The sequence below is a fragment of the Paraburkholderia sp. genome (assembly GCF_047605525.1).
GTDB lineage: Bacteria > Pseudomonadota > Gammaproteobacteria > Burkholderiales > Burkholderiaceae > Paraburkholderia.
Window position 1 is genome coordinate 343,567 of record NZ_JASGFN010000001.1, and the last position, 23,213, is coordinate 366,779.

The window sequence follows — 23,213 nt, forward strand, 5'->3', positions numbered from 1 at the left end:
ATGTTCATGGCTTCCTCACCACCTGTTCCGCCGCGCGCCGATGCCGCGCCGCGAGCCGCCGGTAAATCATCGAGAACACGACCGGCACGAAGATCAGCGTGGCCACCGTGCCGACCGCAAGACCGCCGATCACCGCGCGCCCGAGCGGCGCATTCTGCTCGCCGCCCTCGCCGAGACCGATCGCCATCGGCACCATGCCGATCACCATCGCGAGCGCCGTCATCAGCACCGGACGGAAGCGCGTGAAGCCCGCTTCGATCGCCGCGCGCGTCGCGTCGCCGTGCAGCAGCAACTGCTCGCGCGCGAAGCTGATCACCAGAATCGAGTTCGCGGTTGCGATGCCGATACACATGATCGCGCCGGTGAGCGCGGGAATCGACAGCGTCGTATGCGTGAGGAACAGCGTCCACACGATGCCCGCGAGCGCGCCCGGCAATGCGGTGATGATGATGAACGGATCGAGCCACGACTGGAAATTGACGACGATCAGCAGATACACGAGCAGCACCGCGAACAGCAGACCGGCGAGCAGGCCCGAGAACGAATCGTTCATCGTCTGCACCTGGCCGCGCAATTCGATCGTCGAACTCTTCGGCAATTCGGCTTTCGATTCGTCGATGATCCCGCGGATGTCATCGGACACGCCGCCGAGGTCGCGGCCGTCGGCGGTGCCGTAGATGTCGATCGTGGTCTGCGCGTTGTAGTGCGTGAGCACCGCGTTGCCGGCTTCGCGGCGCATCGTCGCGAGCGAGCCGAGAATGTTGCTGTGGCCGTTCGCATTCAGCGGAATGTTGGCGAGCGATTGCAGCGAATCGATCGTGTATTGCGGCGCTTCGGTGATTACGTTATAGCTGACGCCGTTGCGCGGATTGAGCCAGAACGTCGGCGTGGTCTGCTGGCTGCCCGACAGCGTGATCAGCAGATCGCTCGCGATATCGCGCTGCGAGAAGCCGGCCTGCTGCGCGCGCGTGCGATCGACGTCGATGAAGATGCGCGGCAGATCGGCGGGCTGCTGGATGCGCGCGTCGACGAGGCCCGGCACCGTGCGCAGACGATTCAGCAGCGTCGCGGCGAACACGCGATTGGCCGCCACTTCACGTCCGACGATCTGGATGTCGATCGGCGACGGCATCCCGAAGTTCAGCGTCTGACTGACGATATCGGCCGGCAGGAACGCGAACTGCACGCCGGGAAATTCGTCGCTGAGCGTGCGCCGCAATGTGCGCACGTAGCCGGCGCTCGGATGATGAGCGCGATTCAGCGTGATCAGGATGTCGCTATCCGACGTGCCGATCGTGCCCGTGTTGCTGTACGACAGGTTGATGCCCGACACCGGCAAGCCGATGTTGTCGATGATCGAATGCAACTCGCCTGCTGGAATCAACTGACGGATGCGTGTGTCGACGCGATCGGTCAGCACCGCGGTTTCCTCGACCCGCATGCCGGTTTTCGCGCGCATGTGCAGCGCGATCGTGCCGGCATCGACGGCGGGGAAAAAGTCGCGGCCGATAAACGGCAGCAACAGCATCGACGCGCCACAGCAGACCAGAAACAGTGTGACGAACAAACCGGGCCGCGCGACACGTGCTTCGAGAAACACGCGATAACGCTCGCGCAACCGCGAAAAACCGCGCTCGAATGCATAGTGCACGCGCATGAACGGATTGCGCGTCGGCGCGGGCGCGTGATGCAGATCCGCCGGCTTGTGGTGATAGCGCAGCAGATATTTCGCGAGCGTCGGCACGAGCGTACGCGAGAAGAAGTACGACGCGAGCATCGCGAACACCACCGCTTCGGCGAGCGGAATGAACAGATAGTGCGCGACGCCCGTCAGCAGAAACATCGGCACGAACACGATGCAGATCGACAGCGTCGACACGAGCGTCGGAATCGCGATCTGATGCGCGCCGTCGAGAATTGCCTGTTCGAGCGTCTTGCCCTGTTCGAGTTGATGGCTGATGTTTTCGATCGCGACGGTCGCGTCGTCGACGAGAATCCCGACCGCGAGCGCGAGCCCGCCCAGCGTCATGATGTTGATCGTCTGACCGAGCGCCGAGAGCGCGATGACCGACGTGATCATCGACAGCGGAATCGACACCGCGATGATCAGCGTGGCGCGCCAGTTGCCGAGAAACAGCAGAATCATCAGACCTGTCAGGCATGCGGCGATCAGCGCTTCGCGCAGCACGCCCTGCACCGACGCACGCACGAACAGCGACTGGTCGGCGACGGGGTCGATGTTCAGCGACGCCGGCACGAGATTGCGCAGCGTCGGCATCATCGTCTTGATGCGATCGACGATATCGAGCGTGGATGTGTTGCCGCTCTTGTTGATCGTGAGCAGCGCGGCGCGCTGGCCGTTCACCCGCACGATGTTGGTCTGCGGCTGATAACCGTCGCGCACGTGCGCGACATCGCGGATATAGATGGTGCCGTTCGCGGTCGTGCGGATCGGAATGTTGTTCAGGCCCGCGAGCGAATCAGGGCTGCCGTTCATTTCCACCGAGTACTCGGTCGAACCGATTTTCGCGGTGCCGGACGGCAGGATCAGGTTCTGCGCGGAGACCGCGTTGACCACGTCCATCGGCGACAGATTGCGCTCCTGCAGCTTGCGCGAATCGATATCGACCATGATCTGCCGCTGCTTGCCGCCATACGGCAGCGGCGCGGACGCGCCGGGCACGGTGGCGAGTTGCGTCTTCAGGAAGTTGTTGCCGAAGTCGTACAGCTCCTGCTCGGTCAGCGACGCGGACGACAACGCCAGCCGCAAAATCGGCACCGTCGACGCGTTATAGCGCAGGATGTTCGGCGGCGTGATGCCGGGCGGCAGCGAGCGCAATTGCGTCTGCGACAGCGCGGTAACTTGCGCGAGCGCTTCGTCGATATTCGCGCCCGGCTGGAAAAAGATCTTGATCACCGTGATGCCGTTCAGCGACGTCGATTCCGTGTGCTCGATATCGTTGACCGCGACCGACAGTCCGCGCTCGTAGTTGAGCGCGATGCGCCGCTCCATTTCGTCGGCGGGCAGGCCGTTGTACGACCAGATCACCGAGAGCACCGGAATGTCGATGTTCGGGAAGATGTCGGTAGGGGTGCGCAGAATCGTCAACGGTCCGACGATCAGCAACAGCAGCGCCAGCACGATGAACGTATAGGGGCGCCGCAGTGCGAGACGAACGATCCACATGGCTAGGGCAGACGAATGAGGCGGGCAGCGGCGCAAAGCGTGCCGCGCGTGTTGCGTGCGCCGCGAAGGTGAGCGCGTGGCGATACAGCGCTCGTATCAGGCAGGTCGTTGTGGCGGCGCACGTTTTTGATGTCTCCCCCCCGGCAGGGTTTATGATGGTCTTCATTGCGACGTCTTATGCCGAGATCATCGGTCGCGCGCAGCGTAATTGGAATAGGGCGAAACGACTGGTGAAAGCCTTCTATTCGCGCTTCCCAAGGCCCCGCAAAACGGGAACAATGACTCGAACCTCTCACGCGCAAAGCGCGCGGCGGTTTAGGTGCGTTCGCAACGTTGGCGGCGAAGCGGCGCTTTTTATCATCACCTCGACCGGCGTGAAATCATAAAGCCGGCTAAGGGAAACGGGGAAATATCATGCAAGTCGGTTCCATTGTCCGATCGGTACATATCGCCGTGCCGCAAGGCGCGCGCGGAATCGTCATGCGCATTCTCGGCGACATGGCGATGGTGGCGTGGTATGCCGGCGAACCCGGCGTATCGCAGCAACTGAATACCGAACCCTTTTTCCTCGAAGATCTGATCGATACCGGCGATGTGATACGTCCGGCCGGCGCGCAGACGCATTGAACGCGACTGCTGTTACCGATGTGTGTGAATTGTAGTCTTGTTGTAAGGCGTGGTTAGGCTGGGTGCCTGGCGGCGGCACAAGCCGGAGGTCGAGCCGCGAATCGGACAGCATCGAGCCACGCATGGACTCACGTTGTGAGCTGCCGCTCTCGTCTTTAACGACGGCGCGGCGCACAATGCGGGGCATGAACGACACCACTCCCGACATTCCCAATCCCGAGGCCGGCGCGAACCGCGCCGTGCCGTTCGCCCGGCTCACGCCTGAAACCGTGCTCGACGCGCTCGACGGCGTGCTCGCGACGGCCGGCGTGCGCACCGACGGTCGCCTGCTGCCCCTCAACAGCTACGAGAACCGCGTGTACCAGGTCGGCGTCGAAGACGGGCCGCCCGTGGTCGCGAAGTTCTATCGTCCGGAACGCTGGAGCGATGCCGCGATCCTCGAAGAGCACGCTTTCGTCGCGGAGCTCGCCGCGCGCGAAATTCCGGCTGTGCCCGCGCGCGTGCTGGACGGCCGTACGCTTCACACCTTCGACGGTTTCCGCTTTTCTGTCTTCGAGCGGCGCGGCGGCCGCGCGCCGGATCTCGACCGGCGCGATACGCTGGAATGGCTGGGGCGTTTCATCGGACGCATTCATGCAATCGGGCAGACGCGGAATTACGCGGAGCGTCCCACGCTCGACATCGACACGTTCGGCTACGAGCCGCGTGATTTCCTGCTCGCGCAGCGTTTCGTGCCCGACGACGTGCGCACGGCGTGGGAAACCGTCGTGAACCTCGCGCTCGAAGGCGTCGCGCATGCGTTCGAACGTGCCGGCGAAATTCGCACGCTGCGCCTGCACGGCGACTGTCATCCGAGCAATGTGCTGTGGACTGACGCGGGTCCGCATTTCGTCGATTTCGACGATAGCCGCATGGGTCCCGCGATTCAGGATCTCTGGCTGCTGCTGCCGGGCGAGCGCGCGGAGGCGTCACGCGCGCTTGCGGATCTGCTCGCCGGTTACGAGGATTTCTGCGACTTCGAGCCGCGCGAACTGTATCTGATCGAGGCGCTGCGCACGCTGCGGCTGATTCACTACCAGGCATGGCTCGCGCGTCGCTGGAGCGACCCGGCATTTCCAGCCGCGTTTCCGTGGTTCAACACGCAGCGTTACTGGGAGGAGCGCATTCTGGAGATGCGCGAGCAGATCGGCGCGATGCAGGAAGGGCCGTTGTGGCCGGTTTGACGATTTTGAGACGTCGGCGCATCGTCCTGGTCGCGCGCGCGATTCGAAACCGGTTGGCGGCATGTTCGTCGCATGCGGATTTGAGTCCTGGTGCTGGATTCGTCACACCAGAAAAGTGAAGGAAGATCGCCTCTAAAAGCGCTTTCGGGATTCGATCCGGAGGCCGCTAACGCTGGTCTCCTTCCCGCGTGACCGGCCTCGGCGTGACGCTCATGTACTGCTTCAGATCGGGCTTGCCCAAAGCAAGCAGGTTGAGCATCGCGACACCAAGACGGCGAGCGAATTCATCGTCGATCCGGTAGTCGAACTCGTCCAGCAGGATCGGCATGTCGAGCTTGCCGGCGAGCAGCGGCACGAGCTTCGCCGGATCGGCCGTCTGCACGCTGAATTTCTGCTGATGCTCGTCGTAGCTCAATACGACCGAGTAAGGTGGATGCGTTGCCATTAATATCCCCTGCATTGCTGATAGTTCACGAATGCCTGCTGTTTGCAGAGCGCCAAACCCCGGAAGCCTCCCATAGCGCTTGCGAGCGCGTTGCACAGATCGAGGTCCCGCTCATATTGCGTGAAGCATTCGGCCTCATTCGCTTCGCTAACACCTCTTGCGGCCAGATCAAATGCATTGTTACTCGCCGGGTTCGCCGAGTACTCGAACGGCTGCGCATTCCCGAACAGTGTCGGCATATTGTTCGTATCAGCGTCGATACCGTCCTTACTGACCACAATAGCTATCGCCCCGGTCAGGCCGAACCATTCAAAGCTACCAACATCGCCGCTAGCCGTATCGACGACGGCAACGCCGCCATCGCTGCCGGCAATCAGCAGCGACTTCCCGGAGGCGATGATGGGGCTTTTCACCACTGCCGAAAGTGGACCGTTCAGCGTCACTGATATCGGATCGCTACATCCTTCGCCTGAGGGCGGCGGCCGCTCCGATGCAAGTGGGGGACGCCCATCCGGGGCAGTCTGTTTCAGGCCGCGCAAGTGATTGGAGACGAACGACAGCACATCGTCCAGTTCGCTGCGAGTGGGTTTGCGAAAGTCGAAATCCGTGCGGAAGTGCTCATTGAAGTCCCGCTGGTCCTCTTTCAACTGGCTGCGAGCTGTTTCCTCTTCGTTGTCAGCCATAGACGTCAAAGGGTGCATAAAGAGTGTCGTACATCGGCGGTCAACCCGGCTTTGTTGCCTGCTGGAACGCACATCGTAGCGGGCATGGGCCGCCTACGGATCGATCTCGAAAAAATTTGACACGCTGTAACATCTCGGGCGCATCACCACGCCCACCCCTCAAGGCGCCTGCGACGCCACACTCGACGACTCCACCAACGTCGACCTGACGATCACTTCCGCGCGCACGTCGCGCCCGATCGCTTCGATAGCAGGCCGCATCTGCGTGAAATCGTCGGGCGTGCAGACGTCGCTGTCGAAATGGGTCGTGCCGTCGCGCGTCATCGTGATCACGTTGCTTTGCGGATCGAACGTGTAATGCGATTCGAAATCGACGAAGCGGTCCTGCGTGCGCTTCGGCTCCGGCATGTCGAGCACGTGGAAATTGGCGGGCAGCTCGATGCGCGCGCGTTCGTGCACCGCGAGGTTGTGGCACACGAACGGCTGGGTGCGCTTGCGCTCGCCGAGCCAGTAGCGCGTGTCCGCCTCGACGCCGCCGCCGAGGCTCGTCAACGCCGGAATCGATGCCGTCATGCCGGTCACGACGAGGCTCTCCAGCGTGCCCTTCATCGTCAGCGTCAGCGGGCCGTCGGTCGCGGCGAGATCGCTCGTCGTGAGTGTCGCGGTGCCGCGCAGATTCGCGTTGCGCAGCTCGGCCTGAATCGATTCCTCGCGTTGCGCGGCCGTCTGCGTGCGCAATCTCGCGCGCGCCTGTTCGGCGTACGGCCCGGCGTCCCGCAGCCGATACGTGAAGCTCGCCGAGCCGTCCGGCTCGATCCTGATCGCGAGGTCCGTGCTGCGCGTCATCGGCGCGGTGGCGGGGGTGCGCGCGAGTACGCCGTCGCCGACCAGCACGGTCGGCCGGTTCATGTCGGATGAAGGCAGAAAGCCGAATTCGACGTTCGACGCGGTCGAATCCGCGTACATCTGCAAATCGGGCAGCCACGTGATCACGTGGTTGATGACGCCGTAGCCGGCCACGCTTGGCAGCGTATAGATCGTGCCGTTGCTGATCAGCGCGGGTTCATTGCGCACGTCGACCGCGTCGAGCATCGCGCCGTAGAGCGCGACGTGATCCTTGCAATCGCCGTAGCGGTTCGCGAGGATCGCGCTCGCGCTGTGCGGCACGACCGCGCCGCGTCCGACGTTGATCGCGACGTAGCGCACGTTGCGGCGCACCCAGTCGTACAGCGTTTTGGCCTTGTCGCGCGGCGTGCGGTCGTGCGCGGTGAGCTGGCGCGCGAGCTGCGTGAGCACGGCGTCGTGCGCGCCCAGGTCGGCCGCCGAGTCGCGATAGGACGCGGCGAACGCGGCATAGCTCGGAAAGGTCGACACCATCAGCCGGTCGCCGTACGACACGTACGCGACCGAGCCGCGCTCGAGCCGGTCGAAATGCGCCCTGTCGTAGCGGAATTCATAGCGGGTGCGACCATCGCGCGTGATGGGCGGCAGCGCATCGAAGCCGCGCGCGTCGGCATGGAGCGGCTTGTCGGCGGGCAGATCGTAGATCAGGCGGAAGTTGCGCGTCGGCGCGAGATCGGGCGGCGTGAAATCGCTGAACTGGCCCGGCACGATCGGCTGCCGCTGCGTCTTCAGATAGGTCAGATGCACGCGCGCGCCCGGTTCGACCGCGGGAAACACGATCACCTTCTCCTGGATGTCCTGAAACATCGGCGCGTTGAACGAACGGGCTTCCTGCACGTCGCGGATCTGCTCGGGCTGCACGTCGTGACGCTCGCCATCGGCGGTGATCGTATAGGCCTCGATGATCCGCACGTCCGCCATGTTGCGGTTGAACCAGACGTATTGCTGCGCGACCCGCTCGACGCCGGCTTTGTTGTTCACGCGCAGCGTCATCGAATCGAGCTTCGTGTATGAGCCGTCCGCGTTGACCGTGAAGGTCTGCGTCTCGCCTTCGTTGGTGTAGGGATCGTCCAGTTTGACCGGCACGCTTGCGCTCGCGGCGTGAATGCCGGCGAGCCAGCCGATGAAGGCAACGCGGATCAGGAGAAAGAGTCGCATGACGGGCGGTATCCGAACGATGAACGTCGACGGGATCGCCAGCTAGAGTCGGTTCGCGCCGGTCGGATGTCAAGCGGCTGGCGCGCATTCGGCGGGTGGAGCCCACTCGTTCGGAACAGCGTGGCATTGAGCAAATCGCCCGATTGTGCAATGATAACGATTCTCAATTGAAAGGCGTCGCCAGCTTCCCGTCACATTTCTCCTCCTCTGTGACTGCCAGCCAGCCTCTCAGCCGGATCACCAGGACCGCAAGCCTGGTGATCCGGCACCTTCCCCCGGATTTTTCCCACCGCTGCCATACGGGCGCGCCTTACCTTTACGTCGCGCCGGCGGCGGCTTAACCGCCGCGCCTGGAGTACGTACGTTGTGAACGCGCCCGACTCGCTTGATTTCAAACCCGATACCCCCGCCGCCGACGCGCCGCGGCGCATTCATCCGTTGCTCGACGACGCGCAGCAGGCGGCGCGCCGGCAGCGCTCGCGGCGCGCGAATTTCATCAAGTGGCTGCGCAAGGTGCATGGCTGGGTCGGCCTGTGGGGCGCGGTGCTCGGCATGATGTTCGGCGTGACCGGCTTTCTGCTGAATCATCGCGGCGGTCCGCTGAAGATTTCGACGGGCGCGCCGCAGGTCGAAGAAATGCAGATCGCGGTGCCGCGGACGCCGCTGCGCTCGCCGATGGAGATGGCGAAGTGGCTCAGCAGCGAACTGAAGATCGACGGCAGGCTGGGGCGCATCAAACGCGAGCCGGCGCACCCGGTCGCCTGGGGTGAGCGCAGCACGATCCAGCCGGAACTGTGGCAGATCGGCATCATGGGACCGGGGCACAGCGTACAGGCCGAGTACTGGGTCGGCAACGGCTTCGTGTCGGTGAAGCGCACGCACAACTCGTTTCTCGCGACGTTGAACAACCTGCACAAGGGCGTGGGTTTGAGCGTCGGCTGGGTATTGCTGATCGATACGATCGCGGGCAGTCTGATTCTGCTTTCGCTGACCGGCGTGCTGCTGTGGACCGAGTTGAACAAGCGCCGCATGATCGGGGCGGTACTCGTGGGCGGCTCGGTGATCGCGGCGGTGGTTTGCGGGTTGATGTGAGCGAGGGCGCGATGATTCGCGTTGCGCGGTCCGATGCCCCGCGCGCAACGTTCATTTGCGCTCGATAGGTACTACACGCTGCAAGCCGCTCCACCCGAGGCGGCAATCTCGCGTGCCGCCTTCGCGCCTTCGACCCGCAGCAGCGTCGGCAGCGACACGCCGTTCTTCGCGGCCGTCACCTCGGCGAGAATCGACACCGCGATTTCAGGCGGCGTCCTGCTGCCGATATAAATGCCGACCGGGCCATGCAGGCGGGCCAGCTCGGCTTCGTTCAGATCGAACTCCTTCAGCCGCTCGCGCCGCGCGTGATTATTCCTGCGGGAACCCAGCGCGCCGACATAGAACGCCGGTGTCTTCAACGCTTCCATCAGCGCGAGATCATCGAGCTTCGGATCATGCGTGAGCGCGATCACCGCGCAGCGCTCGTCGAGCTTCATATCGATCACGGTATCGTCCGGCATCGTGCGCACGATCTTCGTGCCGGGCACGTCCCATTCCTCGGTGTATTCCTCGCGCGGATCGCACACCGTCACCTGATAGTCAAGCCCCACCGCGATATGACACAGGTAGCGCGACAGTTGCCCCGCGCCGATCACGAGCATCCGGTAGCGCGGGCCGTGGATCGTCAGCAGGCGCTGGCCGTCGAAATGCACGCCGTCGGTGGCCTGCGCGTTGTCGAGCCGCACCGCGCCGGTCGTCATATCGACTTCGCGCGCGACGAGCCGCCCGCTCTCCACCGCGCGACACAGCTCGCCAATGCCGCTCGTCCGCGTCAACGGTTCGAGCACGAGCTGGATCGTGCCGCCGCACGGCAGTCCGAAGCGATGCGCTTCCTCCGCCGTGATGCCGTACTTCACCGCTTCCGGATGTGTTTGCTCGATACCGCGTTGCCGCACGCGATCGATCAGATCGTCTTCGATGCAGCCGCCGGATACCGAGCCCACCACGAGTCCGTCGTCGCGCACCGAGAGCATCGCGCCCTCGGGACGCGGCGACGAGCCCCATGTCTTCACGACCGTCACCAGCAGCGCGCGATGCCCTTCTTCCAGCCAGCGGGCGCTGGACTTCAGGACTTCGAGATCCACGCTGTCCATGATTTCTTCCCTTTCTTTGCCTCGCCGCCAGACTCGCCGTCCGCGGTCCCGTTCGATTCCGCTTGCGCGGGCGCGGCTTCGGCCGCAGCCGATGCGTCGCCTTGCGCCGCGGCTTCGGCGTCATTGTCTCCTGAGTCTCCTGAGAGCTGGGCGCCGAAGCGCCGGAAAAATTCCCCGGCAATCTTGCGCGCCGCGCCATCGACAAGCCGCGAGCCGATCTGCGCGAGCTTGCCGCCGACCTGTGCGTTCGCCGTGTAGCTGAGCTTCGTCGCGGCGTCGCCGTCGGCTTCGAGCGTGACCTGCGCATTGCCCTTCGCGAAGCCGGCGGCGCCGCCCTGGCCTTCGAAGACGATCGTGTAGGTGTTCGGCGCATCGATGTCGGTCAATTGCATGCGCCCCTTGAAGCGCGCCTTGACCGGGCCGACCGCCGCGCTCAGCGCGACCAGGTACGCGTTTTCTCCGTCGGGGTCGATGCTTTCGCAGCCGGGGATGCAGGCGCGCAGAATTTCGGTGTCGTTCAACGCGTCCCACGTTTGCTGTTGCGCGACCGGCAGCGTGTGGGTTTCGGTCAATTCCATGACGTTGCTCCTGCGAGTGTCGTCGCGGCGACGGCGTGGCGAGGCGCGCGCGTGAGTTGCGCGAGATCGCGGCCGAACACTGCGAGACTGTCCAGATTATGAACCGGGCGATGCGCGTCGACATACGGGAGGATCGCCTGCACGCCGCGTGCTTTCGGTGTGAAGCCGCTGAAACGCAGCAGCGGATTGAGCCAGACGATCCGATGCGCGAAGCGCGCGAGGCGCGCCATTTCGGTGTCGAGCACGTCGATCGCTTCGTGATCGAGTCCATCGGTGACGAGCAGCACGGTCGCGCGGCCGGTCAGCACGCGGCGCGCCCAGCGCCGGTTGAATTCGGCGAGCGCCGCGCCGATGCGCGTGCCGCCCGACCAGTCGATCACCTGATCGCTGAGCGTCGCGATCGCGACGTCCGGGTCGCGCTCGCGCAACGCGCGCGTCGCGTTCGTGAGCCGCGTGCCGAACAGGAACACCTGCAGGCGTTCGCGCGACTGCAACAGCGCGTGGCAGAAGTACAGCACCGCGCGCGAGTAGTTGCTCATCGAGCCGGAGATATCGAGCAGCAGCACGAGCGGCGGTTTGCGTTCGACGACCGCGCGATATTTCCACACGGTCCAGTCGCCGCCCGCGCGCACCGCGTGCCGCGCGCTCGCGCGCAGGTCCGCATGCGTGCCGTGCGACGCCGCCTTCAGGCGGCGCGTGGGTTCGGTCGCGAGCGGCAGACGCTGGCCGCGGATCAGATGGCGCAGGCTGCGCCATTCGTCGGCGGTGAGCGTGTCGAAATCGCGGTGACGCAGACGCTCCTCCGCGCTGAACGTGAGCTGCGCGTGCAACTCGTGCTGCTCGGTTTCCCGCGGTGCGTTCAGATGCGGCGACGGCGGCATGCGTACCGCGAGCGCATCGGCGAGACGGTTGTTGCGTTTCGGCGGCGGCAGCCCGTCGTGGACTTTCGGCAACAGCAGCGCGCGCAGCTTGCCTTCCCAGTCGGGATCGCGCCAGAACAGATCGAACGCGGCATTGAAGAGCTCGCGCTCGTCCGGCGCGGTGACGAGCAGCGCGGCGAGCGCGGCGCGCACGTCGTCGCGGCGGCCGAGGTCGATCCACTGCAACGCGGCGAGCGCGTCGACGGCCTGCGCGGGCGACATCGGCAGGCCCGCGCCGCGCAGCACGCGCACGAAGTGGACGACGTTGCGCGCGAGCATCGGCGCGCCGTCCGGCGATGCGGCGGCCCGCTTCCCGTTGCCCCGATCGTTCGCGTCGCTTCGATTTGCCATGCCGGCTATCCTCGGTATCCTCAGGCAGACAGACATTGCGCGATCCGCGCGGTGTCCACCCGCGCGAGATCGTCCTGATACTTGAGCAGCACGCCGAGCGTGTTCTGCACCGATTGCGGATCGAGTTCCGTCACGGACAGCGCTTCGAGCGCGCGGCACCAGTCGATCGTTTCGGCGATGCCCGGCGCCTTGAACAGATCCATCCCGCGCAGCTGGTGCACGAAATCGACCGCGCGCCGCTGCAATTGCGTCGACGTTTGCGGCGCGCGCGCGGCGACGATCTCGAGTTCGCGCTCGCGGTCCGGATAGCCGATCCACTGATACAGGCAGCGGCGCTTCAGCGCGTCGTGAACTTCGCGCGTGCGGTTCGACGTCATCACGACGAGCGGCGGCTGCGCCGCGCGCACGGTGCCGTATTCCGGAATCGATACCTGGAAATCCGAAAGCAGTTCGAGCAGGAAGGCTTCGAACGGCTCGTCGGCGCGATCGATTTCGTCGATCAGCAGCACGCGCCGCGCGCCCGGATGATGTTCGTCGGGCAGCAGCGCCTGCAGCAGCGGACGCTTCAGCAGGAATTCGCCGCGATACAGCGTGTCGTTGTCGGGACGCTCGCCGCTCGCTTCGGCGAGCCGCAGCGCCATGATCTGGCGCGGGTAGTCCCATTCGTAAAGCGCGCTCGCGGTGTCGAGCCCTTCATAGCATTGCAGCCGCAGCAGCGTGGTGCCGAGCATGCCCGCTGCGGCTTTCGCGAGTTCGGTCTTGCCGACGCCCGGCTCGCCTTCGACGAACAGCGGCCGCTCCATGCGCAGCGCGAGATACAGCGCGGTCGCCAGTTCGCGGCTCGCGAAATAGCGTTGGGCGGCGAGTTGGGCAAGGGTGTCGTCGATCGAAGCCGGCTGCATGGGTGGTCCTGAATCCGCGCGATGAAGCGTAGGTAAAGCGTGGCGCAAGTAATGAGCGGAAAGCGCGAAGCCGGCTGGCCCGCATGCGGCGCCGATGCGCGTGGGGCCGGTTGTGTCAGCCAGGGCCGCTAACTGTTCGCCTTCGTGACCGCGCGCGCGGCGAGCACCGGAATCAGATGCGCGCGGTATTCGGCGCTCGCGTGCATATCCTCGTTCAGATCGGCGGCGGACACGCTGACCGCGCGCGCGGCGTCCGGCGTGAAATTCGCCGACAGCGCGCTTTCCAGCTCCGGCACGCGAAACACCGACGACGCGGCACCCGTGACCGCCACGCGCACGCCGCTTGCGAACTTCGCGACGAACACGCCGACCAGCGCGAAGTGCGACGCGGGGTTGCGGAATTTCTCGTACGCGGCGCGCTCGGGCACCGGAAACTCGACGGCGACGATCAGCTCGTCGGGCGCGAGCGCTGTCTCGTACATGCCGACGAAGAAATCGCCCGACGCGATGCGGCGGCGGTCGGTGACGATCGTCGCATCGAGCCCCATCGCCGCGGCCGGATAGCATGCGGCCGGATCGTTGTTGGCGAGCGAGCCGCCGATCGTGCCGAGCGCGCGCACCTGGCGATCGCCGATATGGCCGGCGAGCTCCGCGAGCGCCGGCAACACGCGCCGCACGTCCGCGTGATCGGCGACGTCCGCGTGGCAGACCGCCGCGCCGATCGTCACCGTTTTGGCGTCGACGCTGATCGATTTCAGCGCGGGAATCCGCGTCACGTCGATCAGTTGCGACGGCTGCGCGAGACGCAGCTTCATCGTCGGCAGAAGGCTCTGGCCGCCGGCGAGGAATTTTGCGTCGCTGTCGGCGGTGAGGGCCGCGGCGGCCGCTTTCGGATCCGTCGCGCGTTGATACTCGAATGAATACATGTCGAATGCTCCGCTCAGGATCTCAGTGGGGTTGCGCAGCCGCGTGAATCGCGGACCACACGCGATGCGGGGTGGCCGGCATCTGCAGATCGGTCACGCCCAGCGGCGCGAGCGCGTCGATGATCGCGTTGATCACCGCCGGCGGCGAACCGATCGCGCCCGCCTCGCCGCAACCTTTGACGCCGAGCGGATTGTGCGTGCACGGCGTGCCTTTCGCGGTTTCGACGGTGAAGTCGGGCAGATCGGACGCATGCGGCATCGCGTAGTCCATATACGAGCCGGACAGCAACTGGCCGCTATCCTTGTCGTACACGCAGCGCTCGAGCATCGCCTGACCGATGCCCTGCGCGAGCCCGCCATGCACCTGGCCCTCGACGATCATCGGGTTGATCACGTTGCCGAAATCGTCGACCGCGGTGAACTGCTGGATGCGGCACACGCCCGTCTCCGGATCGACTTCGATCTCGCAGATATACGCGCCGGCCGGATACGTGAAGTTGGTCGGATCGTAGAACGCGCTTTCCTCGAGGCCGGGTTCCAGCACGTCGAGCGGATAGTTGTGCGGCACATAGGCCGCGAGCGAAATCTCCGCGAATGCTTTCGTGCGGTCGGTGCCCGCGACGCGGAACACGCCGTTCTGGAACTCGATGTCTTCGGCCGACGCTTCCAGCAGATGCGCGGCGATCTTCTTCGCCTTCGCCTCGATCTTGTCGAGCGCCTTCATGATCGCCGAGCCGCCCACCGCGATCGAGCGCGAGCCGTACGTGCCCATGCCGAACGCGATGCGGCCGGTGTCGCCGTGCACGATCTCGACGCTTTCGAGCGGAATGCCGAGCCGCTCCGCGACCACCTGCGCGAAGGTCGTCTCATGCCCCTGGCCGTGACTGTGCGAACCGGTGAACACCGTCACCGAGCCGGTCGGATGCACGCGTATCTGGCCGACTTCGAAGAGACCCGCGCGCGCGCCGAGCGCGCCCGCGATGTTCGACGGCGCGAGACCGCATGCCTCGATGTAGCACGAGTAGCCGAGGCCGCGCCGTTTGCCGTTCTTTTCGGATGCCTCGCGCCGCGCGGCGAAACCCTTGACGTCCGCGAGTTCGAGCGCGCGCGTGAGCGTCGCGTTGTAATCGCCGGTGTCGTAGGTGAGGCCGACCGGCGTCGCGTACGGGAACTGCGTGATGAAGTTGCGGCGGCGGATTTCGGCGGGATCGAGCTTCATCTCGCGCGCCGCGGCTTCCACCAGACGCTCGACGACGAACGTCGCTTCCGGGCGGCCCGCGCCGCGATAGGCATCGACCGGGACCGTGTTGGTGAACACCGCCTTCACTTCCGCGTAGATCGCGGGCGTTGCGTATTGGCCGGCGAGCAGCGTCGCGTACAGGATCGTCGGCACGCTGGAGGCGAACGTCGACAGATACGCGCCCATGTTTGCGATCGTGTGCACGCGCATCGCGAGGAACCTGCCGTCCGCGTCCATTGCGAGTTCGGCTCTGGTCACGTGATCGCGGCCATGTGCATCGGAGACGAATGCTTCGGAGCGCTCCGCGGTCCATTTGACCGGCCGGCCGATCTTCTTCGACGCCCACGTGAGCGCGACGTCTTCCGCATACAGGAAGATCTTCGAGCCGAAGCCGCCGCCGACGTCCGGCGCGATCACGCGCAGCTTCGATTCCGGCAGCGACAACACGAACGCCGCCATCAGCAGCCGCTCGACGTGCGGGTTCTGATTCGCGACATACAGCGTGTAGCTCTCGTCCTGCGCCGAATAGTTCGCATTGACCGCGCGCGGTTCGATCGCGTTCGGTACCAGCCTGTTGTTGACGATGTCGAGCGTGGTGACGTGCGCGGCTTTCGCAAACGCGGCGTCGGTCGCGGACTTGTCGCCGTGGCCCCAGTTGTAGCAGACGTTGTCGGGCACTTCGTCGTGCACTGCCGCTTGTCCCGGGTCGGACGCATGCGCGGGATCGACCACCGCCGGCAGCACGTCGTAATCGACGTCGATCAGTTCGGCCGCGTCTTTCGCGGCCTTGATCGAATCGGCGATCACGAGCGCGACCTGATCGCCGACGTGGCGCGCTTTCGTATGCGCAATCACCGGATGCGGCGGCTCGTTCATCGGCTTGCCGTCGATGCTGTGAATCAGCCAGCCGCACGGCAGTCCGCCGACGTTCTCCGCGGCGAGATCCGCGCCGGTGAAGATCGCGACGACGCCCGGCGACTGCTTCGCCGCGCTCGTGTCGATGTGGTTGATTTTCGCGTGCGCGTGCGGCGAGCGCAGGAACACTGCGTAAGTTTGCTGCGGCAGCACGATGTCGTCGGTGTACTGGCCTTTGCCGGTGAGGAAGCGATAGTCTTCCTTGCGTTCGACGGCGGCACCGATCAGGTGCGGGGTATCGGGTGCGTTCATCGTCGGCTCCTCAGGCGGCGGGCGCGGTGGCCGCGCCTGCGTTCGCGGGGGTGCTGGCTTTTGCGCCGGGCGCGCCGGACTTCATGCCCTTCGCGCCTTCGAGCACCGCCTTGACGATGTTGTGATAGCCGGTACAGCGGCACAGATTGCCGTCGAGCTGCGCGCGCACGTCGTCGCCGGTGAGATCGGGTTGACGCTCGGCGAGCGACACCGCGCTCATCACCATGCCCGGTGTGCAGAAGCCGCATTGCAGGCCGTGGCAGTGCCTGAACGCGGCCTGCATCGGATGCAGCGTGCCGTTTTGCGAGAGCCCTTCGATGGTGGTGACTTGCGCGCCATCGGCTTGCGCCGCGAGGATGTTGCAGGATTTGATCGCCCGGCCGTTCAGATGCACGGTGCAGGCCCCGCATTGGGCCGTATCGCAGCCGACATGCGTGCCGGTCAGACGGAGTTGGTCGCGCAGGAACTGGACAAGCAGGGTGCCGGGGTCGACTGTCGCGCTGACAGGCGCGCCGTTGACCGTCAGACTGATGCTGATTGCCATGGAGTTGTCTCCTTGTCGATCGGAGCGAGGGCTGAAGCGCCGACTCCGATCGCACGCTTTGGCGTGTCGACCGGAATTGGCGCTTCAGCGCTTACCGCGATCCCATGCAAGATGGTTGCTGTGGGTGATCGGACCTGTGATTTTTATTGCCCTTGCTTTCCTTCGACTGCGTGCTGACTGCTATTCGCGAGGTCCGACGAGGGTGCTACGGGTTTTTATGGGTCTGCCGAAAAGTAAAGCACAAATCGCGCGGGCGCGCTATGAGGGGAAGTGTGTTCGGAGCGCGAGGGCGCGGGAACGCGGGAACCGCGGGAACATTACTTCGCCAGTTTCGAATGACGGCGCGAGTAGCCGAAGTAGATCACCATGCCGATCGCCAGCCAGATCATGAACGCGGCCCACGTAATGCCTTGCAGATTGAGCATCAGGAACAGGCACGATGCGACCGCGAGCACCGGTACGACCGGCACGCCCGGGCAGCGGAACGCGCGCGGCAGTTCGGGGTGCGTCCTGCGCAGCACGAGCACCGCGATCGACACCATCGAAAACGCGGCCAGCGTGCCGATATTGATCAGTTCAGCCAGCACGTCGAGCGGCACGAGCGCGCCGATCAGGCCGAAGAAAATGCCGACGAGCCACGTCGTGAAGAACGGCGTCGCGAAACGCGGATGCAGTTTCGACAGCTTCGCGGGCAGCAGGCCGTCGCGCGACATCGCGAAGATCACGCGCGTCTGGCCGTAGGCCATCACGAGAATCACGGTCAGCATGCCGAGCACCGCGCCGAGATCGATGAAGCCCGCGACCCAGTTTTGCCCCGCCTGCTGCAACGCGTACGACACCGGGTGCGAGATACCCATGAACTTCGCCGACGGCACGATGCCGGTCACGACCGCCGCGACCGCGACGTACAGGACCGCGCACACGCCGAGCGACGCGATGATGCCGATCGGCAGATCGCGCTTCGGATTCTTCACTTCCTCCGCCGCGGACGACACCGAGTCGAAGCCGATGAACGCGAAGAACATCACCGCGGCGGCGCCGAACACGCCGTTCCAGCCGTTCGGCATGAACGGATGCCAGTTCGCGGGGCTCACGTGGAACACGCCCACCGCGATCACCAGCAGCACGACGGTCACCTTGATCGCGACCATGATGTTGTTGATCCGCGTGGATTCGCGCACGCCGAGCGACAGCAGCGTCGTGATCGCCATCATCACGAGGAACGCTGGCAGGTTGAAGAGCGTTGCGTGTCCGGGGATCGCGCCGGGCGCGGCCGTCAGCGCGAGCGGCAGCGATACGCCGAAACCCGCCAGCAGCGACTGCAGATAGCCCGACCAGCCGACGGATACCGCCGAGGTCGCGAGGCCGTATTCGAGCATCAGGTCCCAGCCGATGATCCATGCTGCCAGTTCGCCGAGCGTCGCATACGAGTACGTGTAGATCGAACCGGCGACCGGAATCGTCGACGCGAATTCCGCGTACGCGAGCGCGGCGAAGCCGCAGGCGATCGCCGCGATCACGAACGACACCATCAGCGCCGGGCCCGCTTGTACGGCGCCGGTGCCGGTCAGCACGAAGATGCCGGTGCCGATGATGGCGCCGACACCGAGGAAGGTGAGATCGAGCGCGCCGAGCGCCTTTTTCAGGCCGGCGTTCTGAGTGCTCGTCGCGAGCATGTGCTCGATGCTCTTTTTGCGAAGCAGGGACATTGGCGTGGGTCTCCAGTAGTGCACGCGTGTTGCGCGCCGAATGTCAGGGAAAACCCGCGATTCTAGCGGAAGCGCGCTGCTGGCCTTGCCGGCGAGGTCGTTTCCCGGGCTGGGGCGGCGGCCGGAAACGCTCGCCAGAAGGGAACTTCGGGGTGGTCTTCGCGTGTCGTGAGCCGGCTGCCGGCAAAGCTTTCACCGGAGACGCGATTAATGGGGAAGGAATCTCTCCGTCAACGAATGTGACGGCAGTGACGGCGGCGCAGTGAATCGTTGCGGCGCACCGCCGACGGCAAGCGGGCGGGGTTCAGCCCGCCATCGCCGGATTCAGGTCGACCAGACGGTTGCTCATCACGTAGAAGGTCAGCTCCGCGTTGTTGCGCAGCTTCATCTTCTCGAGCAGCCGGGTGCGGTACACGCTGACCGTCTTTACTGACAGCGACAGCGTGGCGGCGATATCGGTGAGCCGTTTGCCGGACGCGAGCATGCACAGCGTCTGGTATTCGCGGTCGGACAGCTTTTCGTGCGGCAACTGCTCGCCGTCGAACGACACGTAATCGGCGAGCGCTTCGGCCATCGCGGGGCTCACGTATTTGCGCCCCGCGGCGACCTGCTGGATCGCGCCGATCATCTGCGCGGTGTCGACCGTTTTCGACAGATAGCCGGACGCGCCGGCCTTCAGCGCGCGCACCGCGTACTGGTCCTCGCGGTACATCGAGAACATCAGCACGGCCACGCGCGGCGCCTTGCGCTTCAGACGCTTGAGCACTTCGACGCCGTTCATGTCGGGCAGCGAGATGTCGAGCAGCACGACGTCGAAGCTCTGCCGGATGACCGCATCGAGCGCTTCGGAGCCGTTTTGTGCCTCGGCGACCTCGCGCGCGACGCCGCGATCGAGCAGCAACTGGCGCACGCCCTGGCGAACCACGGCGTGATCCTCGACGATCAGGATGCGCAGGCTCATGTTCGGGCGCTCACGATTGCAGCGCGCGCCGGGCGGCGCGGGGCGCGGCTGGCGCAAGGAGCGCGTCCCAGGCGAAACGGGCCTGAACGAGGGTGCCGCCGTTGCCGTCGCCGTCGGCATGGGCGGCGCCGATGCGTCGCGCGCTTACCCGCAGCGTACCGTCGAACGCGGCGCAGCGCGCCTGCATGCCGGCGAGGCCGAAATGGTCGTTTGAGTCATCCCGGGCGCCGTGATTTTTCCGGGCGCCGCGCGCCAGGCCGATGCCGTTGTCGCTGACGCGCAGCGTCAGATGGTGGGGGCCGGTTTCGATACACACGTCGGCGGATGTCGCGCGCGCGTGCCTGGCGACGTTGTTCAGCGCTTCCTGCGCGACGCGGAACACGGCGAGCGCCGCGTCGGCGGGCAGGCGCGCAAGTCGCGCGTCGTCGGCGCTGGCGAACGTGGTGCGCAAGCCGGTGCGCGCGGCGAATTCGTCGGTCCAGCGTTGGATCGCGCCGGCGAGACCCATGCCGAACGATGGCGCGTGTAGCTGCGCGACCGCCTCGCGGTTCGCGGCGCACACGGCGTCGAGCGAACGGTTCGCGACCGCGAGTGCGTTTGCGCATTGCGGCGGAGCATCGGCGGGCAGCCAGGTTTCGATACCGGCGAGCGCGAAGCGTGTCGCGGTCAGTTCGGCGCCCACGCCGTCGTGCAGCTCGCGCGCGACGTGACGGCGGATGCTTTCCTGCGCCTGCACGAGTTCGACCGACAACTCGCGCACCCGCGCCCGCAGCCGCTCCAGCTCGCGCGCGGTGGCGAGCGACGGCGCGTCGAAGCCATCACGTGCCGCTGACGGCGCCAGCGGAGCGTTGAACGGGACGGCAATCGACGTATCCATGAATTTCCCTCTTGAGGAAGCGGTGTGGACAGCGAAGCAGGTGCGCACAGGCACGACGGACAAAACACCCTGGTCGAACGTAACGAAATTTACATTCAGTAACAAGTCGGGCGGACCACGGCCGGTTGGCCAAGGCATCTGATCCTGCGGCGCGATGATATCTCAAAAAAAAGAAAAATGCAGTCGTACCAAGGGTTAGCGCTTTATTTTTCATATAACGCTTAATCTTTTTTGACGTTTTTTTCATCCCGGCTGTCGGAATAATGCTGACGCAAAATGTCAACCGCACGGCGGCAATTTGTAACGGGCAACAAAAAAGGAGCCCGAGGGCTCCTTTTCGAGGATTCGCGGCGCGGGGGCCACGAAACGGAATGCGGACTCAGCCGACGAAGGCCTTTTCGACCACGTAGTGACCCGGTTCGTTATTGCTGCCTTCCTTGAAGCCCAGGTCATCGAGCAGCTTGCGCGTGTCGCGCAGCATGTGCGGGCTGCCGCACAGCATGACGCGGTCGTTTTCGAGCGAGAAGCCCGGCACGCCGAGGTCGGCGAACAGCTTTTCGGTTTCGATCAGCTCGGTGATGCGGCCGCGGTTCTCGAACGCCTCGCGCGTGACGGTCGGGTAGTACAGCAGCTTTTCCTGCACCAGCTCGCCGAGATGCTCGTGCGCCGGCAGGTGCTCGGTGATGTACTCCTTGTACGCGAGTTCGTCGACGAAACGGCAGGTGTGCGTGAGGACCACGCGCTCGTAGCGGTCGTAAATGTCCGGATCTTTAATGATCGACATGAACGGCGCGAGGCCCGTGCCGGTGGACAGCAGCCACAGCGTCTTGCCCGGCAGCAGGTTGTCGGCCATCAGCGTGCCGACCGGCTTCTTGCCGATCAGGACTTCGTCGCCGACCTTCAGGTGCTGCAGGCGCGACGTGAGCGGGCCGTCCTGCACCTTGATGCTCAGGAATTCGAGATGTTCCTCGTAGTTCGCACTGGCGAGGCTGTATGCGCGCAGGAGCGGCTTGCCGTCGACCGGGAGGCCCACCATCGTGAACTGGCCGTTTTCGAAGCGGAACGACGGGTCGCGCGTGCAGGTGAAGCTGAAAAGCGTATCGGTCCAGTGATGGACGCTCAGGACGGTTTGTGAATTGAGGTTGCTCATGGCTTCTTGGATAGTGCGAAAACAAAGGCGGCCAGTCGTCTGAGCCGGCCGGCACGGCAAGGGCGATGCTGCGCTGACCCGTGGTCGGGACTCACGCGCAATCCGCCATTTTACCGTGCCCGCTGTGCGGAGCCGCGGCGCTCGAGCGTGGTGAAACGGATTGCTGGACCAGGAAGCGGCGGCGCCGGGATTGCTGGCGCCGCAAAGTACGTTGGCGTGAGAGCGGCCGTGCTTCAGCGGGGTACGGCGATTCGGCGAACCCCGCGCAGGGCGGCTGCCATCGGCTGTCCGGCAGGCGCGAAAGCAGCGCGCCGCGCGGACGACAATTTCAGGATGATACCGAAAGGCGGCGTGCGGTGCAGCATTGACCCTGCTGATGAAACTGGCAAACGGAGGCCGGGAGGCCGGCAGGGGAGAGGCTGCGCGGAAAGAAGACAGGGGCAGTGTGCGGGGCCGGGTTCGTGGCAGGTGGTGTGGTGGCGCGCCATTTATCCCGGCCTATGCCGCCGCCACCCGCTTTTTCCCGCGTTCTTTCAGCACCCGCGCCTGCAACACGATCACGAGCAGCAGGAACACGCCGCGAATCACCGACTGCCAGTACGCGGACAGGCTGATAAAGCCCATCCCGTTCTCGAAGTTCAGCAGATTGAAGACGAGCCCGAGCAGCAGCACGCCGGCAATCGTCATCGCGACGGAACCCTCGCCGCCGGTCAGCAGCGTGCCGCCGAGCACGACCGCCGAAATCGCGAACAGCTCCCAGCCGACGCCTTCGTTCGGCTGCCCCGCGCCGAACTGAGCGGCGAGGATCACGCCCGCCATGCCGGCGAGCAGGCCGCTCACCGCGTAAGCCGTCACGAGCGTGCGGTCGACGTTCAGCCCCATCAGCCGCGCGGCTTCCTCGCTGCCGCCGATCGCCAGCGAATGCCGACCGAAGCGCGTGCTGCGCAGCGCGAGCCAGCCGGCCACCGCCGCGACCAGCGCGACGAGCCCCGGAATCGGCAGCCCGAACAGATCGCCCTGGCCGAAGTTGCCGAAGTTCGAATCGGCGGCGATCGACACCGCATCGTTCTTGCCCAGCAGCAGCGCGACGCCGTGCGCGCCGAGGCTCGTCGCGAGCGTCACGATGAACGGCAGGATCCGCAGCCGCGTGATGATGAGCCCGTTCAGCACGCCGACCGCGAGCCCGGCCGCGCAGCCCGCGAGCACCGCGACCCAGCCGCCGTAGACGCTCGTCAATGCGGCAACCACACTTGCGAGCGCCGCCACTGTGCCGACCGACAGATCGATGCCGCCCGTGATGATCACGAAGGCCATGCCGATCGAGATCAGCGCGAACATCGAGTTGTAACGCCAGAACGACGTGATGTTGTACGCCGAGCCGAAGTGCTCGTAGCGCACGAGGCCGAAGACGACGAGGGCCGCGAGCGCGAGCAGGATAGGAAGATTCTTTTTCATCGCATCGAGTCCTGAGGTGTC

Annotated in this window: 19 protein-coding genes; 3 read left to right on the plus strand and 16 right to left on the minus strand. The window is 65.1% G+C overall.

The genetic code is table 11. The features are described 5' to 3' along the window. Positions 1-4: 4 nt before the first annotated feature. Positions 5-3,187, minus strand: coding sequence for an efflux RND transporter permease subunit (locus QM685_RS01620; protein WP_415112095.1), 3,183 nt, complete (start codon positions 3,185-3,187; stop codon positions 5-7). A 414-nt stretch (positions 3,188-3,601) separates the two neighbouring features. On the opposite strand from QM685_RS01620, the gene QM685_RS01625 reads away from it, so the two are divergent. Both QM685_RS01625 and QM685_RS01630 read left to right on the plus strand, forming a co-directional pair. Then, complete coding sequence (locus QM685_RS01625) at positions 3,602-3,814, plus strand: hypothetical protein (protein WP_415112096.1); 213 nt, start codon at positions 3,602-3,604, stop codon at positions 3,812-3,814. A 185-nt stretch (positions 3,815-3,999) separates the two neighbouring features. Beyond that, positions 4,000-5,037 (plus strand): serine/threonine protein kinase, encoded by a 1,038-nt coding sequence (locus QM685_RS01630; protein WP_415112097.1) that lies wholly within the window; start codon positions 4,000-4,002, stop codon positions 5,035-5,037. Positions 5,038-5,203: 166 nt separating this feature from the next. Here the strand turns inward: QM685_RS01630 and QM685_RS01635 are convergent, their stop codons facing one another. From QM685_RS01635 to QM685_RS01645, 3 genes are all read right to left on the minus strand, one after another. Continuing rightward, positions 5,204-5,482: a hypothetical protein gene (locus QM685_RS01635; protein ID WP_415112098.1), complete on the minus strand. Its 279-nt coding sequence runs from the start codon at positions 5,480-5,482 to the stop codon at positions 5,204-5,206. Then, complete coding sequence (locus tag QM685_RS01640; protein ID WP_415112099.1) at positions 5,482-6,165, minus strand: hypothetical protein; 684 nt, start codon at positions 6,163-6,165, stop codon at positions 5,482-5,484. The genes QM685_RS01635 and QM685_RS01640 overlap by 1 nt, the downstream gene beginning before the upstream one ends. A gap of 159 nt (positions 6,166-6,324) precedes the next feature. Further along, positions 6,325-8,226: a DUF3857 domain-containing transglutaminase family protein gene (locus QM685_RS01645; protein WP_415112100.1), complete on the minus strand. Its 1,902-nt coding sequence runs from the start codon at positions 8,224-8,226 to the stop codon at positions 6,325-6,327. A 366-nt stretch (positions 8,227-8,592) separates the two neighbouring features. On the opposite strand from QM685_RS01645, the gene QM685_RS01650 reads away from it, so the two are divergent. Next, on the plus strand, positions 8,593-9,318 hold the full coding sequence (locus QM685_RS01650) for a PepSY-associated TM helix domain-containing protein (RefSeq protein ID WP_415112101.1): 726 nt from the start codon (positions 8,593-8,595) through the stop codon (positions 9,316-9,318). 71 nt (positions 9,319-9,389) lie between these two features. Here QM685_RS01650 and QM685_RS01655 read toward each other — a convergent pair whose 3' ends face one another. The 12 genes from QM685_RS01655 to QM685_RS01710 form a co-directional block, all read right to left on the minus strand. After that, complete coding sequence (locus QM685_RS01655; protein WP_415112102.1) at positions 9,390-10,412, minus strand: XdhC family protein; 1,023 nt, start codon at positions 10,410-10,412, stop codon at positions 9,390-9,392. Next, positions 10,385-10,990, minus strand: coding sequence for a CoxG family protein (locus tag QM685_RS01660; protein ID WP_415112103.1), 606 nt, complete (start codon positions 10,988-10,990; stop codon positions 10,385-10,387). Before QM685_RS01660 ends, QM685_RS01655 begins: the two co-directional genes overlap by 28 nt. After that, positions 10,981-12,261 carry a vWA domain-containing protein gene (locus QM685_RS01665; protein ID WP_415112104.1) on the minus strand — a complete coding sequence of 427 codons (1,281 nt, stop codon included), beginning with the start codon at positions 12,259-12,261 and terminating at the stop codon, positions 10,981-10,983. Before QM685_RS01665 ends, QM685_RS01660 begins: the two co-directional genes overlap by 10 nt. Positions 12,262-12,281: 20 nt before the next feature. Next, entirely contained in the window at positions 12,282-13,163 is an 882-nt protein-coding gene (locus QM685_RS01670; protein ID WP_415112105.1) for an AAA family ATPase, read from the minus strand. Between the two features lie 128 nt (positions 13,164-13,291). Continuing rightward, positions 13,292-14,089 (minus strand): FAD binding domain-containing protein, encoded by a 798-nt coding sequence (locus tag QM685_RS01675; RefSeq protein ID WP_415112106.1) that lies wholly within the window; start codon positions 14,087-14,089, stop codon positions 13,292-13,294. A 22-nt stretch (positions 14,090-14,111) separates the two neighbouring features. Further along, positions 14,112-16,496 (minus strand): xanthine dehydrogenase family protein molybdopterin-binding subunit, encoded by a 2,385-nt coding sequence (locus tag QM685_RS01680; protein WP_415112107.1) that lies wholly within the window; start codon positions 16,494-16,496, stop codon positions 14,112-14,114. Between the two features lie 10 nt (positions 16,497-16,506). Then, the gene (locus tag QM685_RS01685; protein WP_415112108.1) at positions 16,507-17,040 is read right to left on the minus strand and encodes a (2Fe-2S)-binding protein; all 534 of its coding nucleotides are present in this window, start codon (positions 17,038-17,040) and stop codon (positions 16,507-16,509) included. A 317-nt stretch (positions 17,041-17,357) separates the two neighbouring features. Then, positions 17,358-18,749, minus strand: a complete 1,392-nt coding sequence (locus QM685_RS01690) for an amino acid permease (RefSeq protein WP_415112109.1) — start codon at positions 18,747-18,749, stop codon at positions 17,358-17,360. A gap of 304 nt (positions 18,750-19,053) precedes the next feature. Next, on the minus strand, positions 19,054-19,710 hold the full coding sequence (gene rqpR, locus QM685_RS01695; RefSeq protein WP_415112110.1) for a response regulator transcription factor RqpR: 657 nt from the start codon (positions 19,708-19,710) through the stop codon (positions 19,054-19,056). A 10-nt stretch (positions 19,711-19,720) separates the two neighbouring features. After that, a complete protein-coding gene (locus tag QM685_RS01700; protein ID WP_415112111.1) occupies positions 19,721-20,587 on the minus strand; it encodes a sensor histidine kinase in 867 nt (288 codons plus the stop codon). Positions 20,588-20,966: 379 nt separating this feature from the next. Then, positions 20,967-21,737 (minus strand): ferredoxin--NADP reductase, encoded by a 771-nt coding sequence (locus tag QM685_RS01705; RefSeq protein ID WP_415112112.1) that lies wholly within the window; start codon positions 21,735-21,737, stop codon positions 20,967-20,969. Between the two features lie 498 nt (positions 21,738-22,235). Further along, positions 22,236-23,192 (minus strand): ABC transporter permease, encoded by a 957-nt coding sequence (locus tag QM685_RS01710; protein ID WP_415112113.1) that lies wholly within the window; start codon positions 23,190-23,192, stop codon positions 22,236-22,238. Between the last annotated feature and the right edge of the window lie 21 nt (positions 23,193-23,213).